The sequence below is a fragment of the Amycolatopsis sp. BJA-103 genome (assembly GCF_002849735.1).
In the GTDB taxonomy this organism is placed as follows: Bacteria; Actinomycetota; Actinomycetes; order Mycobacteriales; family Pseudonocardiaceae; genus Amycolatopsis.
This window is the reverse complement of record NZ_CP017780.1, coordinates 396,444-412,006: the sequence shown is the minus strand read 5'-3', so window position 1 is coordinate 412,006 and position 15,563 is coordinate 396,444. Positions and strand designations below refer to the sequence as shown.

Annotated in this window: 12 protein-coding genes; 8 read left to right on the top strand and 4 right to left on the bottom strand. The window is 70.4% G+C overall.

What is annotated here, in order from left to right:
- The first annotated feature begins 99 nt into the window (after positions 1-99).
- The 5 genes from BKN51_RS01980 (at position 100) to BKN51_RS01960 (ending at position 7,474) form a co-directional block, all read left to right on the top strand.
- Entirely contained in the window at positions 100-1,638 is a 1,539-nt protein-coding gene (locus BKN51_RS01980) for a sensor histidine kinase (RefSeq protein WP_101605973.1), read from the top strand.
- A 4-nt stretch (positions 1,639-1,642) separates the two neighbouring features.
- Positions 1,643-3,493 carry a glycosyltransferase family 39 protein gene (locus BKN51_RS01975; protein ID WP_101605972.1) on the top strand — a complete coding sequence of 617 codons (1,851 nt, stop codon included), beginning with the start codon at positions 1,643-1,645 and terminating at the stop codon, positions 3,491-3,493.
- 74 nt (positions 3,494-3,567) lie between these two features.
- Positions 3,568-4,821: a bifunctional glycosyltransferase family 2/GtrA family protein gene (locus BKN51_RS01970; protein WP_233224125.1), complete on the top strand. Its 1,254-nt coding sequence runs from the start codon at positions 3,568-3,570 to the stop codon at positions 4,819-4,821.
- A 4-nt stretch (positions 4,822-4,825) separates the two neighbouring features.
- Positions 4,826-6,670: an ArnT family glycosyltransferase gene (locus BKN51_RS01965; RefSeq protein WP_101605971.1), complete on the top strand. Its 1,845-nt coding sequence runs from the start codon at positions 4,826-4,828 to the stop codon at positions 6,668-6,670.
- Between the two features lie 105 nt (positions 6,671-6,775).
- Positions 6,776-7,474: a PP2C family protein-serine/threonine phosphatase gene (locus tag BKN51_RS01960; protein WP_101605970.1), complete on the top strand. Its 699-nt coding sequence runs from the start codon at positions 6,776-6,778 to the stop codon at positions 7,472-7,474.
- 9 nt (positions 7,475-7,483) lie between these two features.
- Here BKN51_RS01960 and BKN51_RS01955 read toward each other — a convergent pair whose 3' ends face one another.
- The 3 genes from BKN51_RS01955 to BKN51_RS01945 all read right to left on the bottom strand — a co-directional run bounded on the left by BKN51_RS01955 (position 7,484) and on the right by BKN51_RS01945 (position 10,022).
- Positions 7,484-7,948 (bottom strand): DUF2127 domain-containing protein, encoded by a 465-nt coding sequence (locus BKN51_RS01955; RefSeq protein WP_101613004.1) that lies wholly within the window; start codon positions 7,946-7,948, stop codon positions 7,484-7,486.
- 72 nt (positions 7,949-8,020) lie between these two features.
- Positions 8,021-9,478 (bottom strand): amidohydrolase, encoded by a 1,458-nt coding sequence (locus tag BKN51_RS01950; RefSeq protein WP_101605969.1) that lies wholly within the window; start codon positions 9,476-9,478, stop codon positions 8,021-8,023.
- 91 nt (positions 9,479-9,569) lie between these two features.
- The gene (locus tag BKN51_RS01945; RefSeq protein ID WP_101605968.1) at positions 9,570-10,022 is read right to left on the bottom strand and encodes a MarR family winged helix-turn-helix transcriptional regulator; all 453 of its coding nucleotides are present in this window, start codon (positions 10,020-10,022) and stop codon (positions 9,570-9,572) included.
- A 143-nt stretch (positions 10,023-10,165) separates the two neighbouring features.
- On the opposite strand from BKN51_RS01945, the gene BKN51_RS01940 reads away from it, so the two are divergent.
- From BKN51_RS01940 to BKN51_RS01930, 3 genes are all read left to right on the top strand, one after another.
- The gene (locus tag BKN51_RS01940; protein WP_101605967.1) at positions 10,166-11,347 is read left to right on the top strand and encodes an MFS transporter; all 1,182 of its coding nucleotides are present in this window, start codon (positions 10,166-10,168) and stop codon (positions 11,345-11,347) included.
- Positions 11,348-11,375: 28 nt separating this feature from the next.
- Complete coding sequence (locus BKN51_RS01935) at positions 11,376-12,209, top strand: aldo/keto reductase (protein WP_101605966.1); 834 nt, start codon at positions 11,376-11,378, stop codon at positions 12,207-12,209.
- Between the two features lie 583 nt (positions 12,210-12,792).
- Positions 12,793-14,634 (top strand): M48 family metalloprotease, encoded by a 1,842-nt coding sequence (locus BKN51_RS01930; protein ID WP_233224124.1) that lies wholly within the window; start codon positions 12,793-12,795, stop codon positions 14,632-14,634.
- Here the strand turns inward: BKN51_RS01930 and BKN51_RS01925 are convergent.
- Positions 14,624-15,457 (bottom strand): SAM-dependent methyltransferase, encoded by an 834-nt coding sequence (locus BKN51_RS01925; protein WP_101605964.1) that lies wholly within the window; start codon positions 15,455-15,457, stop codon positions 14,624-14,626. The genes BKN51_RS01930 and BKN51_RS01925 overlap by 11 nt on opposite strands.
- Between the last annotated feature and the right edge of the window lie 106 nt (positions 15,458-15,563).

Below are 15,563 nucleotides of genomic sequence, written 5' to 3'. Positions count from 1 at the left end.
GTCGGTGGGGGGTGCGTCAGGCGTTTGGGACCCCCGCGCACAGCGGGCTCACAGGCGGGACACAACGCGCACATACGACCGCGGCGCACGCTCGGGGGCATGGCATCCGGCGCGGTCCCGACCACCGGCCCGCGCCGGTGGCCCCGGCCCGGGCGGCTTTCCCTGCGCACCAAGCTGACCGGCTCGATGGTGCTGCTGCTCACCTTCGTCTGCCTGGTGATCGGCGTCGCGAGCGAGATCGCGCTGCGGTCGTTCCTCGTCGGCCAGATCGACGGCCAGCTTTCGGCCGCGTCGGCCCGCGCCCACGACTACGCGAACCGGCCGCCGGACGACTCGCCCGGCCCCGGTCCCAACCCGCTCAACGCGCCGGGCCAGGCGTCGGGGACGCTGAGCGTGCGCTTCTCCGGTGATCGGGTGCTCTACGCGGGAGTCCTTACGGTGCAAGGACTTCCTCAGGGGTTGTCGGTCGCGCAGGAGTCCGGCCTGCTCTCCATCCCGGCGGACCGCCCGCCGATGACGATGGCGCTCGGCGGGCTGGGCGACTACCGGGTGCAGGCCGTCTCGATCCCCGGTGGCGTGGTCGTCACCGGTCTCCCTCTCGGGCCGATGCAGGACACGTTGACCACGGTCGGCTGGATCCTGTTCGGGGTCGCGGCGGCGGGCGTCGCCGGTGCCGGGTTCCTCGGCGCGTTCGCGGTCCGGCGCACGCTGCGGCCGCTCGACCGCGTCGCGGCGACGGCGGGCCGGGTGTCGGCGATGCGGCTCGACCGCGGTCAGGTCGCGCTTTCCGTGCGGGTGCCCGAGATCGACACCGATCCGCGCACCGAGGTCGGCCAGGTCGGTTCGGCGCTGAACCTCATGCTCGGGCATATCGCGCAGGCGCTGGAAGCCCGGCACGCCAGCGAAACCCGGGTCCGCCGGTTCGTCGCGGACGCGAGCCACGAACTCCGCACCCCGCTCGCGGCGATCCGCGGGTACGCCGAACTCGCCGGCCGCGGCAGCGCGCTGGTACCGCCGGAGGTCGCGCACTCGATGTCCCGGATCCAGTCCGAGTCCGCCCGCATGACGACGCTCGTCGAGGATCTCCTCCTGCTGGCGAGACTCGACGCCGGACGGCCGCTCGACGTGGGCGTCGCCGACCTCACCCGGCTGACCGCGGACGCGGTCGGCGACGCGCATGTCGCCGGACCGGGCCACCGCTGGGAACTGCGGCTGCCGGACGGGCCGGTGCCCGTCCGCGGCGACGTCCAGCGCCTGCACCAGGTGCTGGCGAACCTGCTGTCCAACGCGCGGACGCACACCCCGCCGGGCACCACGGTGATCACCGCGCTGAGCCGCTCCCACACCGGGGCCGCGGTGCTGACCGTCACCGACGACGGACCCGGCATCGCGCCGGAACTCCTGCCGAGCGTGTTCGAACGCTTCGCCCGCGGCGACTCCTCGCGTTCACGGACCGCGGGCAGCACCGGGCTCGGGATGGCCATCGCGTCGGCGATCGTGGTGGCCCACCACGGCACGATCGAGGTGCACAGCCGCCCCGGGCACACCGAATTCGCCGTGTACCTGCCGGTGATCGATTCCTCACAGCGGGTGCACAGCTTCGGCACAACCACCCCCCAGGTCGGCATTCGACCCTGAGGCCATGACCCTCCTCGCCTCCCGCGACGAAGCCGATCAAGACGCTCCACCCGCCCGGGGCAGGCCCGACGGCCCACGCTGGGTCCGCCCCTCCCTCGCCGCGCTTCTCCTCGCGACCGCCGTCCTTTATCTCTGGAACCTCGGCGAATCCGGTTGGGCCAACGCCTTCTATTCGGCGGCCGCGCAAGCCGGATCGCTGAGCTGGAAGGCGTTGTTCTTCGGATCGAGCGACGCCGCGAACGCGATCACGGTCGACAAGACGCCGGCCGCGTTGTGGGTGATGAGCCTTTCCGCGCGCCTGTTCGGCGTCAACGCCTGGAGCGTCCTCGTTCCGCAGGCGCTGATGGGCGTCGGCTCGGTGGCGCTGCTGTTCGCCACGGTGCGACGCACTTCCGGCCCGGCCGCGGGTCTGCTGGCGGGCACCGTCCTCGCGCTCACCCCGGCCGCCGCGCTGATGTTCCGGTTCAACAACCCCGACGCCCTGCTCGTCCTGCTCCTGGTCGCGGGTGCCTACTGCGTCGTCCGCGCGCTGGAGACGGCGAGCCCGCGCTGGCTGGCGCTGGCCGGGGTGGCCGTCGGTTTCGGCTTCCTCGCCAAGATGCTGCAGGCGTTCCTGGTGCTGCCCGCGTTCGGGCTCGCCTATCTGATCGCCTCGCCGGCCTCGGTGGGCAAACGGTTGCTTCACCTGCTCGGAGCGGTGGGCGCGACCCTCGTCTCCGCCGGCTGGTACCTCGCCGTCGTCGCGTGGTGGCCCGCCGCCGACAGGCCGTACATCGGCGGCTCGCAGGAGAACAGCCTGTGGGAACTCGCCTTCGGCTACAACGGTTTCGGCCGGATCACCGGTGACGAGGTCGGCAGTGTCGGCGGAGGCGGCAACGGCGGCTGGGGCGGTACCGGCTGGGACCGGTTGTTCGGCACCGAGATGGCGGGCGGGATCGCCTGGCTGCTCCCGGCCGCCGCCCTCGCGCTGGCCGCCGGGCTGTGGTTCACCCGCCACGCCGGGCGCACCGACCGCGGCCGCGCGGCGCTGATCCTGTGGGGCGGCTGGTTCCTGATCACCGCCGTGGTGTTCAGCTACATGAGCGGGATCATCCACGCGTACTACACGATCGCGCTCGCCCCGGCGATCGCCGCGCTCGTCGGGATCGCGGGCATCCAGTTGTGGCGGGCACGGGGGAATCCGGCCGCCGCGGGCATGTCGAGCGCCGGGATCGGCTTGACCGCGCTCACGGCGTATCTCCTGCTGTCACGGCAATCCGACTGGCTTCCCGGACTGGCGATCGCGATCCTCGTTGCCGGTCTCCTGTGCGCGTTCCTGGTCTTCTTCGCCGCACGCCTACCCGACGCGGCAAGGCGCCTGGTCGCCGTCGGCGCGCTCGTCACCGTTCTCGCGGGCACCGGCGCGTACACGGTCGCGACAGCCGCGACCCCGCATTCCGGCGCGCTTCCTTCCGCCGGGCCCGACACCGGCCGGGGCATGAGGATGGGCGGCCCCGGCGGCCTGCTCGGAACGAGCCTGCCCGGCGAGAACCTCGCGGCCCTTCTGCGGCAGGACGCCGCGAACTACCCGTGGACGGCCGCGACGGTGGGCTCCAACAACGCGGCGGGTTACCAGCTCGGCGGCGGGGCACCGGTGATGGCCGTCGGCGGGTTCAACGGCACGGATCCTTCCCCCACCTTGGAGCAGTTCCAGGAGTACGTCCGAAGTGGACAGATCCACTACTTCCTCGGTGAGGGCATGATGATGCGCGGGGAGACCGGCAGCGACGCCGCCGAGCGGATCGCCGAATGGGTTCAGGCGACCTACACACCGACCACTGTGGACGGCGTCACCGTCTACGACCTGAGCCGGTGAAACCGGTGGCGGAACACAGCGACGGCACAGGCGGGACACAAGCCGGCCTCAGCGCGATGACCGAGATTGACGCTATGACAGCCGCGATCATCTCCGGCGCCGACACCGGCCGCCGCCCCGCCATCGCCCCGACCGGCTCCCCCGTCCTCGACGTCGTCATCCCGGTCCACAACGAGGAAACCGATCTCGAGCCGTGCATCCGGCGCCTGCACGCGCATCTCGCGGAGCAGTTCCCGTACCCGTTCCGGATCACCGTCGCGGACAACGCCAGCACGGACGGCACCCTGCGGGTGGCGATGAGGCTGAGCCGCGAGTTCGACGACGTCGAAGTCCGGCACCTGGAAGAAAAAGGCCGCGGCCGCGCGCTGCGCGCCGTCTGGTCCACTTCGGACGCTCCGGTGCTCGCTTACATGGACGTCGACCTCTCGACGGATCTGGCCGCGCTCGGTCCTCTCGTCGCACCGCTGCTGTCCGGGCACTCCGATCTCGCGATCGGCAGCAGGCTCGCCCGCGGCGCGCGGGTGGTGCGCGGGCCGAAGCGGGAGTTCATTTCCCGCTGCTACAACCTGATCCTGCGCGGCACGCTGGCCGCGAAGTTCAGCGACGCGCAATGCGGGTTCAAGGCGATCCGCGCCGACGTCGCCGAGCGGCTGCTCCCCCACATCCAGGACACCGGCTGGTTCTTCGACACCGAGCTGCTCGTGCTGGCACAGAAGGCCGGGCTGCGGATCCACGAGGTCCCGGTCGACTGGGTCGACGACCCGGACTCCTCGGTGAACCTCGTCGCCACCGCGACCGCCGACCTCAAGGGCATCGCGCGGCTGACCAAGGCGACGCTGACCGGTGAGATCCCGATCAGCGGCCTGCGCGAGCAACTCGGCCGCGCGCCGATCCAGGTGCGGGCACCGGGGGTGGCGCCGAGCCTCGTGCGGCAGCTGGTGCGGTTCGCCGCCGTCGGGGTCGTGAGCACCATCGCGTATCTCGTGCTTTTCCTGCTGCTGCGGACGTTCACCGGCGCGCAGGCGGCGAACCTGGTGGCGCTGCTGGTGACGGCGATCGGCAACACCGCGCTCAACCGGCGCCTGACCTTCGGCATCCGCGGCCGGGGAGGCGCCGGGCTGCACCAGTTCCAGGGCCTCGTCGTGTTCGGTCTCGGGCTCGGGCTCACCAGCGGCGCGCTGGCGCTGCTGCACACGATGACCGCGCCCGGGCTGCCGCTCGAGATCACCGCGCTCGTGCTCGCGAACCTCGCGGCCACCGTGCTGCGTTTCCTGTTGCTGCGCGGCTGGGTCTTTCGCCGCCGGCCCGCCACTCAGAGGGAGAACTGACCCCATGACCACCGCACTCGCTTCCCGGGTGGAACCCGGCCCTGTCGAGGAAAACGTCGTCGAACCGCCGGGCCGGTGGGTCCGTCCCGCGGTTTTCGGGCTGCTCGCCGCGACCGCCCTGCTGTACTTCTGGAACCTGACGGCCTCCGGCTACGGCAACTCGTTCTACGCCGCGGCGGTGCAGTCCGGCACGCAGGACTGGAAGGCGTGGCTGTTCGGCTCGCTCGACGCCGGGAACGTGCTGACCGTCGACAAACCCCCGGCCGCGCTCTGGGTCACGACGGCGTTCGCGCGGCTCTTCGGTTTCTCGAGTTTCACCGTGCTGGCCCCGCAAGCGCTGATGGGTGTCGCCTCCGTCGGGCTGCTTTACCTGACGGTGAAGCGGACCTCCGGACCCGTCGCCGGGCTGTTCGCGGGGGCGGCGCTCGCCGTCACCCCGGTCGCCGCGCTCATGTTCAAGTTCAACAACCCGGACGCGCTGCTGACGCTGCTGCTGATCGCGGGCGCGTACTGCACGGTCCGCGCGATCGAAAAGGCGAGCCCGCGCTGGCTGGCGTTCGCCGGTGTCGCCATCGGCTTCGGTTTCCTGACCAAGATGATGCAGGCGTTCCTGGTGCTGCCCGCGTTCGGCCTCGCCTACCTGATCGCTGCGCCGACCTCGCTGGGCAAACGGTTGCTTCATTTGCTGGGAGCGGTGTTCTCGGTCGTCGTTTCGGCAGGCTGGTTCATCGCGCTGGTCGATCTGTGGCCGACCGGCTCACGGCCGTACATCGGCGGCTCGACCGACGACAGCCTGCTCGAACTGGCGCTGGGCTACAACGGCCTCGGCCGGATCTTCGGCGGGAGCGGCGGCGGCGGTGGCGGCGGCATGATGGTCGGCGGCGCGGGCGGCGGGAACGTCGGCTTCGGCGGCGAAAGCGGCCTGACCCGGATGTTCGGCGCCAGCTTCGGCGGCGAGGTGTCGTGGCTGCTGCCCGCCGCGCTGATCGGCCTGGTGGCGGGACTGTGGTTCACCAGGCGGGCCGCCGGTACCGACCGGACGAGGGCCGCGCTGATCGTCTGGGGCGGCTGGATGCTCGTCACCTCGCTGGTGTTCAGCTACATGAGCGGCATCGTGCACCCGTACTACGCCGTCGCGCTGGCGCCGTCGATCGCCGCCGTGGTGGCGATCTCCGGGACTTCGCTGTGGCGCGGCCGGGCGCATCTCGCGCCGCGGGTGTTCCTGTCGCTGATGATCGCGGCGAGCGCGGTCTGGGCGTACATCCTGCTCGACCGCGACGCCGACTGGCTGCCCGCGCTGCGCTGGATCATCGCCGGGCTCGGCCTGGTGACCGCGACCGTCGTCCTGGTGGGTGTCCCGCCGAGGCGCAAACTCGTCGCCGTCGTCGCGACGGTCGCCGTGCTGACGGTTGGCCTCGGGACCACCGCGTACGGCATCGAAACCGCCTCGCAGGCGCACTCCGGTTCGATCCCGACGTCCGGCCCCGCCTCGAGTGGCGAGCCACGCGGGATGGGCATGGAGGAGGGCTCGTCGGCGGAGCTCGGGACGGTGCTCGCCGCGACGACGACGAAGTGGGCGGCGGCGACGTCGAGCTCGCAGTCGGCGGCGAACCTGGAACTCGCGAGCGGGAAGTCGGTGATCGGCATCGGCGGCTGGAGCGGCTCGGATCCGGCGCCGACGCTGGCGGAGTTCCAGCGGTACGTGGCCGACGGCGACATCACGTACTACGTCGAAGGCGGCCGGGGCGGCGGTCCCGGCGGCGGATCGGACGAGATCGCCGAATGGGTAGCGGCGAACTTCACCGCCACCACGGTCGGCGAGCAGACGGTGTACAACCTGCTGTCCTGACCGGTCCAACCCGACCCACGGACTTCCGACAGCCAACCCTCAGGCCGCGCACAGGAACCAGGCGGATGCTGAAAGAAGGGATCACCCAGGGGTGAGGAGAAGACCATGAGGGAACTTCCACACTGGCACACGGCGAGCGCGCAGGGCCCGCGCGAGCACAACGCGGACGCCGTCGGGGCCTACGCGGCCGCGGGCGGAGCGGGGATCGTGTTCGCGCTGGCCGATGGAGTCGGAGATCACCCGAACGCGGGACACGCGGCACGGACGGCGGCTTCGGCGGCGGCCCGGTCGCCGGTCGCCCAAGGGCCGGTCGCGGCCGTTCTCGCTGCTCAGCGTGCTGTACTCGAACATTGCGGGGCCGGTGACTGCGTCCTCGTCGTGGCCGTCCAGAGCGACGAGGGGTATGGCGTCGCGTGGGTCGGGGACGCGCGGGCGTACTCTTGGGACGGATACACCGTGCGGCAGGTGACGAAGGACCATACGCTCGCGCAGTACTTCCGCGACCACGATCAACCCGTGACACCGCGGATGGAACACGTCGTCACCACCAGCGTCCGCACGGCCGGTGCTCACGAGATCGGCACGGCCACCGTCACGACCGGAGGGCTTCTGCTCACCAGCGACGGCGTGCACAAGACGCTCAGCGGGCCGACCATGCTCGACATCCTCGGGATGCCGGACAGGGCGGCCACGGAGCTGGTGCGGACGGCGATCTCGCTCGGTGGCTCCGACAACGCCACCGCGATCGTGGTGGATCCGCCCCGTGCGGATCTCACCACGGAGAAATTTCGCGTCGCGGCCTGAACCGGGCGGTCAGGCCGCGACGCGATCCCGTTTGAGCTGCCGGTACTCGCGCAGCACCAGCACGACGATCACGACGTCGAGGGCGGCGAAGAACGGCAGCGCGAGCGAGTGCGTGTGGATCGCGCGGAAGATCTCGTAGACCACGAACGCCGAGAGCACCACCGCGGCCACGGGGTAGGCGCGCATCACCTTGCGGGCCAGCGCCCAGACCAGGCCGAGCTTGATGAGCCCGTGCGCGACGAGGTACACGACGGCGAACGTCCGGCCCTCGGCGAAGTGGCCGGCGGCGAGTTCGAGGTGCCGGGCCAGTGTCCCTTCCGGGTCGCCGAGCAGGTCGCGGGTGACCACGGCGTGCGCGAAACCGGTGACGACCGACGCCGGGACGAGCATCAGGACCAGACCGCCCACCAGCTGCAACGCACCATCGAGCCCCTTCAAGGCGATGGCGATCCGGAACAGCTTCTCGGTGCTCATGGGCGCTCCCTCCGCGATCACCTCACCCTGCCGCACCGCACCCCCGCCCGCAGCCACCGTCACCGGAAGGGGTCAGGACGCGTAGGTGATCCTGCCGTTCATCACGGTGGCGGTGATCGGAGTGTCACGCAGTCCGGCCGGGGACAGCCGCGACGGATCCACCGCGGTGACGACCAGATCCGCGACGTCGCCGACGGCCACCCCCGCCCGGCCGCCCGACGCCGCGGCGAGCGCGGCCTCCAGCGGCATGGCCTGCTCGGGATGCCACGGCGGGCGGTCGTCGTCGGTGCGGCTGACCGCCGACGCGATCGCGTCCCACGGGTCCAGTGGGGCGACCGGCGCGTCCGAGCCGAACTCCAGGGTCACCCCGGAGCGATGCAAGGCGCCGTAAGGGAAAGCCCGGTCGGTCCAGCCGTGCCAGTGCCGGTCGGCGACGTCGCGGTCGTCCGGCTGGTGGGCGGGCTGCACACTCGCCACGACACCCAGTTCGGCGAACCGCGCGACGTCTTCGGCACGCACCAGCTGGGCGTGCTCGATGCGGCCGGCGCATCCGACGTTCGCGAAGGCGTCGAGCGCGATCTTGTTGGCGTGATCGCCGATCGCGTGCACCGCGGGCGAGAGACCGTGCTCGGAAGCCTTGCGCATCAACGGTTCCAGCTCCTCGGGCGGCAGTTCGAGCAGCCCGTGGGACTCGGTCCCGGCGTAGTGCCCCACGCAGTACGCGGTGCGCGTGTTCAGCGAACCGTCGACGAACAGCTTGAACGGGCCGACCGTGAGCAGCCCGCCGGTGTCTTCGAGGACGTCGCCGGTGCGGTGGCCGCGTTCGACGGCGGTGTCGAGCAGGTACTTCGCGATCACGCAGGAAACCCGGACCGGCAAGGGTTTCCGCGCCAGCCGACGCCGCCAGGCGGTGACCGTGTCGGTGTACTCGTAGTCGACGATCTCGGTGACGCCGCGGGCGGCCGCCGCGTCGAGCGCGTCGGCGACCCAGCCGTCGATGACGTCGTCCGGGGCGACCGGGAGTTCGGCCGTCGCGCTCATGCAGTCGTTCTCCAGCAGCACACCGGTCGGATGATCGCGGCCGATGAGTTTCAGCGCGGCGGGGCTGAGCCACAGCGTGTGGAGGTCGGCGCTGAACAGGGCGACGGGATGCCCCGGCAGCGCCTTCTGCAGCAGGTCCTTGTGCGGGGCGTCGGGCCAAAGACCATCGCGGAATCCGGCGCCGAGCACGAGATCACCGGGCAGCACGGGGTTCGCCAGCAGATGGGCGAGCACGAGCTCGACCGTATGCGCGGCGGACTTCGCCTCCCCCAGCGGGATCCGGCGGCGCGCGGCGGACCACTGCGCGGTGTGCACGTGCGCGTCGACGAGTCCCGGCAGCAGCGTTCCGCCGTGCCCGTCCAGGGTTTCCGACGCTTCACCCGCTTGCCCCGGGCCTCCGATGGCCGCGATCCGGCCACCCTTGATCAGTACGTCCGACAGGGAACCCGCCAAGCCGACCCGGACCCGGCGCAACAGAAGATCGTCCACGCCCTCACCTTGCCAGCTCGGCCGCGTTTAGTCCTCTGGTTGCGTTCCTTGCACGCGCAACCACCGCAACAAGAGGACGAAACGCGGGGTGTCACGAGCGGGCGAAGGTGAGCTTTCCGAGCGCGGCGACCAAAGGCGCGAGTTCGGGGAGGTCCTCGGCGGCGGCCAGCGCGCCGGTGAGGACGCTGTCGTGCGTCGGCCGCGCGGCCGCGAGCAGCTCCTGTCCCGCCGGGGTGACCTCCGTGTAGATCCCCCGCCGGTCATCCGGGCACAGGTACCGCTGCAGCAGTCCCCGGTCCTCCAGCCGCGACACCAGCCGCGTCGTCGCCGACTGGCTGAGCACGACGGCGTTCGACAGCTGGTTCATGCGCAGGTGGAAGCCGTCCTGGCGGCCGAGCACGTCCAGCACGGTGTACTCGCTGACGGACAGTTCGTGCTTCTGCGCCAGCGCGCGCTCGAGCGCGTCCTCGATCCGCGCGTGCAGTGCGGCGAGAGTCCGCCAGCCCTGCGCGCGTGCTTCCACGGCGTCGTCGGCCAGTGACACGGTTCACCTCTTCCCCGGTTGCCCGAACTTCGTTGCGTCGTGCATCATCAAGCGTGTGCAATATACGGCGCGTGCAACTATTTCAGACGCCCGTAGTTGCCTACGCCAGCTAACACCACTCTACGGGAAGAAGTGAGGCCTCCATGCCTGCCGCTCTGCTCGCACTGGCGATCAGCGCCTTCGGTATCGGCACCACCGAGTTCGTGATCATGGGCCTGTTGCCCGAGGTCGCGAGCGACTTCGGCGTCTCGATCCCCTCCGCGGGGCTGTTGATCTCCGGGTACGCGCTCGGCGTCGTCGTCGGTGCCCCGGTGCTGACCGCGCTCGCGTCACGGGTGCCGCGCAAGACGGTCCTGGTCGGCCTGATGGTCCTGTTCATCGCGGGCAACGTCGTTTCCGCGCTGGCCCCCACCTACGGCCTGCTGATGACCGGCCGCGTGATCGCCGCGCTCTCGCACGGCGCGTTCTTCGGCGTCGGCGCGGTCGTCGCCTCCTCGCTGGTCGCCCCCGCCAAACAGGCCAGCGCCATCGCGATGATGTTCACCGGGCTGACCGTCGCCAACGTCCTCGGCGTTCCCGCCGGGACGGCACTCGGCCAGGCGCTCGGCTGGCGCTCGACGTTCTGGGCGGTCAGCGTCCTCGGGGTGGTCGGCCTGATCGGGATCCTCGCGCTGGTACCGGTCCAGGCGACGACGCGGAGCGCGGGGCTGCGCAGCGAACTCGCCGTCTTCCGGCGTCCTCAGGTGTGGCTCGCGCTGGCGATGACCACGCTCGGGTTCGCCGGGGTGTTCGCGTCCTTCACCTACATCGCCCCGATGATGACCGAGGTCGCCGGCTTCTCCCCCGGCGCGGTGACGTGGCTGCTCGTGCTGTTCGGCGCCGGCCTGTTCGCCGGCAACCTGATCGGCGGCAAGGCGGCCGACCGGGCGCTCATGCCCAGCCTGTACGTCATCCTCGCCGCCCTCGCGGCCGTGCTGGTCGTGTTCGTCTTCACCGCGCACGCCCAGCTTCCCGCCGCGATCACCATCGCGGTCTTCGGCGCCGCCGGTTTCGCGACCGTCGCGCCGCTGCAGGCCCGCGTCATGGACAAGGCCGAAGGCGCCCCCGCGCTGGCGTCGGCCGCCAACATCGCCGCGTTCAACCTCGGCAACGCCGGGGGCGCGTGGCTCGGCGGCCAGGCCATCAGCGCGGGTCTCGGCTACACCGCGTCCAACTGGATCGGCGCCGCGCTCGCGCTCGCCGGGCTGCTGGTCGCGGTCATCTCAGGCATGCTCGATCACGGGCGGCGGAAGGCTCGTCGCGCCGAACTGGCCCCCGCCGCCTGACCTGCAAGTACCCACGAAAGGAACGCAAGTGACCGACATTCCCACCGTCAAGCTCAACAACGGGGTGGAGATGCCGCAGCTCGGGTTCGGCGTCTTCCAGGTGCCGGACGAGGAGACCACCGCCGCGGTCAAGACCGCGCTGGACGCGGGCTACCGCAGCATCGACACCGCCAAGGTCTACGGCAACGAAGCAGGCGTCGGCAAGGCACTGGCCGAGTCCGGCATCGCCCGCGACGAACTGTTCATCACCACCAAGCTGTGGAACAGCGAGCAGGGCTACGACGCCACGCTGAAGGCGTTCGACGCCAGCCTGGCCAAACTGGGCCTGGAGCGGCTGGACCTCTACCTCATCCACTGGCCGACGCCCGAGCGCGACCTCTACAACGACACGTGGAAGGCCTTCGAGAAGCTCTACGCCGACGGCCGGGTGCGCGCGATCGGCGTGTCCAACTTCCAGCCGGCCCACCTCGAGCGGCTTCTCGACGCCGGTTCCGTCACCCCGGCGGTCAACCAGGTCGAGGTGCACCCGTACCTGCAGCAGGCCGAGGTGCGCGAGTTCGACGCGAAGCACGGCATCGCGACCGAGGCGTGGAGCCCGCTGGCCAAGGGCGGCGACCTGCTCGGCGAAGCCGCGGTGAAGGCGCTCGCCGAGAAGCACGGCCGCACTCCGGCTCAGGTCGTCCTGCGGTGGCACCTGCAGCTGGGCAACATCGTGATCCCGAAGTCCGTGACGCCGTCGCGGATCGCGGAGAACCTCGACGTCTTCGGGTTCACGCTGTCGGAGGAGGACGTCGCCTCGCTGTCCGTGCTGGACCGGGGCGAGCGGACCGGACCGGATCCCGACACCTTCAACGTCGCGTAGCCGGAGCCTCGTGAGTGGTAAGGACGGACCAGAACCGCCCTTATCACTCACGACTTGGACGAAGGTGAGGCGCAGTAGTCGAGGGGATCGCTCCGGTCTCGGAGCTCGATGACACCGGAATCTCACCGCGGCATGTTCGAGTGTGAAGGAATCGGGACGGTGAGTGTCCCGATTCCTTCATCGTCGATGGGGGTCGGAGCGGTCTCGGAGCTTGATCAACGGAGGATCGGGGACACTCAACGTCCCCGATCCTCCGTTGATCAAGACCGTGCCACCCCGCGACCGACAGGGGAAGATTTGGGACGTTCAACGTCCCAAATCCCACATCGGCATCCAGAACAAGCTCTACAACCGCACCGCGACGACATCAGGATCCCGTGGGGAAGCAAATACGGGACCACCAGAACAGTCCTTACCACTCACGAGGTCTCTCCCGTCCCAGGTGGCGGACGTAGCTCTTCGTTCCCGCACGAGTCCGCTGGGTAGCCGGTTACTATTCGGCCGCACAGACGGCACTTGTGCGAAAAGAGGTAACCGGACGATGCAGGCCCGAGGACGCGCCGTCCTCGCGACACTTCTGCTCGTGGCGTTCCCAGTGGTGGTCGTCGCGGTGGGTGTCGCCAGTGTGCTGGCGGGCCTGCGGATCCAGGGCAAGATCGGCACCTACGTGATGCTCGCCGGGCTCGCGATCATGATCGCGCTCGGCTTCGGGCTGGTGAGCGCGCTGCGGGCGCGACGGCCGCCGATCGAGGGACCGCGGCTGGATCGTGACGCCCATCCGGAGCTGTGGGAGATGATCGACGACCTCGCGGCCCAGGTGAAGACTCGGCCGCCGGACGAGATCGTGCTGATCGGCGAGATCAACGCGGCGGTCAGCGAGGACGCCCGGTTCCTCGGCCTGCGACCGGGCCGCCGGACGATGCTGGTCGGGCTGCCGTTGCTGGCCGCGCTGAGCGTGAGCGAACTGCGCTCGGTCCTCGCGCACGAACTCGGCCATTACAGCGGCGGCCACACCCGCCTGCTCGCGCTGACCTACCGCGGCACCCAGACGCTCGCCTTCACCGTCGACAGGCTGGACGGCGGCCCCGCCAGGGCCCTGCTCTCCGCCTACTCGAAGCTGTACCTGCTGGTCGCGCGGTCGGCGAACCGGCGGCAGGAACTCCAGGCCGACGAGGCGTCCGTGCTCGCGGCGGGAAGCCGGACGGCGGCCGCGGCACTGCGGAAGGTCGCGACGCTCAACCCGCTTTGGAAGGACTACGCCGAGCGCTACATCTCGCTCGGCATGGCTGCGCGGCGCACTCCCGCGGTCCTGCTGGGCTTCCGGTCGTACCTCAACCACCCGGTCCAGCGGGACTGGATGACCGAGTACGCCGAAGACATCCTCGACGGCGAGGAGCTGTCGAAGTTCGACAGTCATCCGCCCACGAAGCGGCGGATCGCCGCGCTGGCCGGGGTGCCGGACAACCCGGTGAAGCCGGACGCGCGGCCGGGCTGGGCGTTGCTGGGCGCGCCGAAGGTCGATGTCCCCGAAGCGGAACTGGCGGTGCTGATCCGCGACGTCGGGCCGCGGGCGGACTGGGACGAGGTCGTCAAACGCGCCGGGCGGGCGTCGGTGGCGGAGGGCGCGAAGCTGCTGACCTCGGCCGGGATCGAGAGCAGGCTGGCGCCGCGCGGCACGATCGGCGAAGTCGTCCGGGTCCTGCGCGACGGCGACGCGGACGCGCTCGCCAAACCCCTGCGGGCCCCGTCCCGCGAAGAGGGCCGCGCACTGCTGACCGAGTTGTTCGCCGACACCGTCACCGCCGCGATGATCGACAACGGTGTCGCCGCGCACCGCCTGAACTGGGGCGGTGGCTGGGAACTGTGCCTCGGCGACGGCGAGCCGTTCGACGTCACCGAACTGGTCGGCCCCGCGGTGCAGAGCCCGCGCGCGGTCGACGAACTGGTCCACAACCTGCAGTTGCTCACCGTGCCCGCCGGGTACTTCTGCAAACAGGAGCCCGAACGGGAGCCGGATCCCGCCGAAGCCCGGATGCTCGGGATGTTCACCGCGTTGAAGGCCAAGCGGAAGCTCTACGACCTGATCGTCTGCGACACCGAAGTGGTGTTGCTGCCGATGTCGCGTTCGGTACTGGTCCGCCGCGGTGTCGCCGGGCTCATCGGAGCGCGAGGGGTGTCGGACCGCAAACGGATCCGGAAGCTGCGGGAACGCGGCCTCGACGATCTGCGTGCCGAGCCGGGCGCGCGGCGCATCCCGTTCACGGACATCGTCGCGGGCGGTTTCCCCCGCCGGAAGCTCACCGTCTACCTGACGATGGAACTCTCCGACGGCGAGACGCTGGAACTGGCGATCACCGGCAACACAGAGGACTTCGGGACCGCCCACGACGACCTGAAAGCGTTCTTCAGCTCGCTCAAGGCTTGACCGCCACGCCGCCCAGGCTCAGGTAGTTCAACCGGGTCAGCGGAGCCAGGCGCGGGCCCTCCGGCCACCATTCGTGCAGGTGCACGAGACCGGGTTCGAGCATCTCCAGCCCGTCGAACAGCGACTCGATCTCTTCGCGGCTGCGGTGCACCGTGCCATAACCGATGCCGTCCATCAGGCCGTCGAGCTTCCGCGCGAACTCGCCGTACGGCCCCTCGCCGTCGGTGTAATAGTGCGTGAGCAGCAGATACGACCCGGGGGCGAGCGCGTCGACATAGCCGCGGACGATGGCTCGCGCCCTGTCGAGGTCTTCGATGTGATGCAGCACAGCGTTGAGCAGCACCGCGACCGGGCGGTCGAGTTCGAGATGCTCGGCGATCGCCGGATCGTTCAGCGTCTGCTCGGGATCGCGCAGATCCGCGCCGCTGACGTGCACGAGGTGGTCTTCCAGCAACGCCAGTCCGTGTGCCTGGACCACCGGGTCGTCGTCGACGTAGATGACCAGCGCGTCGGGGTTGTACCGCTGCGCCGTCTGGTGCGTGTTCTCGACGTACGGCATGCCGGAGCCCAGATCGAGGAACTGGCCGACCCCACGGGTGCCGGCGAGGAACCGGACCACCCGGCTGGCCCAGGACCGGAACTCCTTGGCCACCGCGGCGCCGTCGGGGGCCACCGTGAGGAAGGCCTCGACGGCCAGCCTGTCGATCTCGTAGTGGTCGTGTCCCCCGAGGAGGGCGTCCTTCATCCGGGCGAGATTGGGTTTGTCGTAGTCGAGGGGCGGTAACGGGCGCCTCGGCATGGACCGGACCTCGTCCGAAGTCATGGACACGCTCCACCCTTCAGCCGCATGCGGATCGCGGCGAACACGGTCCACGGCTCCCTCGACATCGACGGACAGTGCACAGGTTACGACATGGCGTATGGGAATG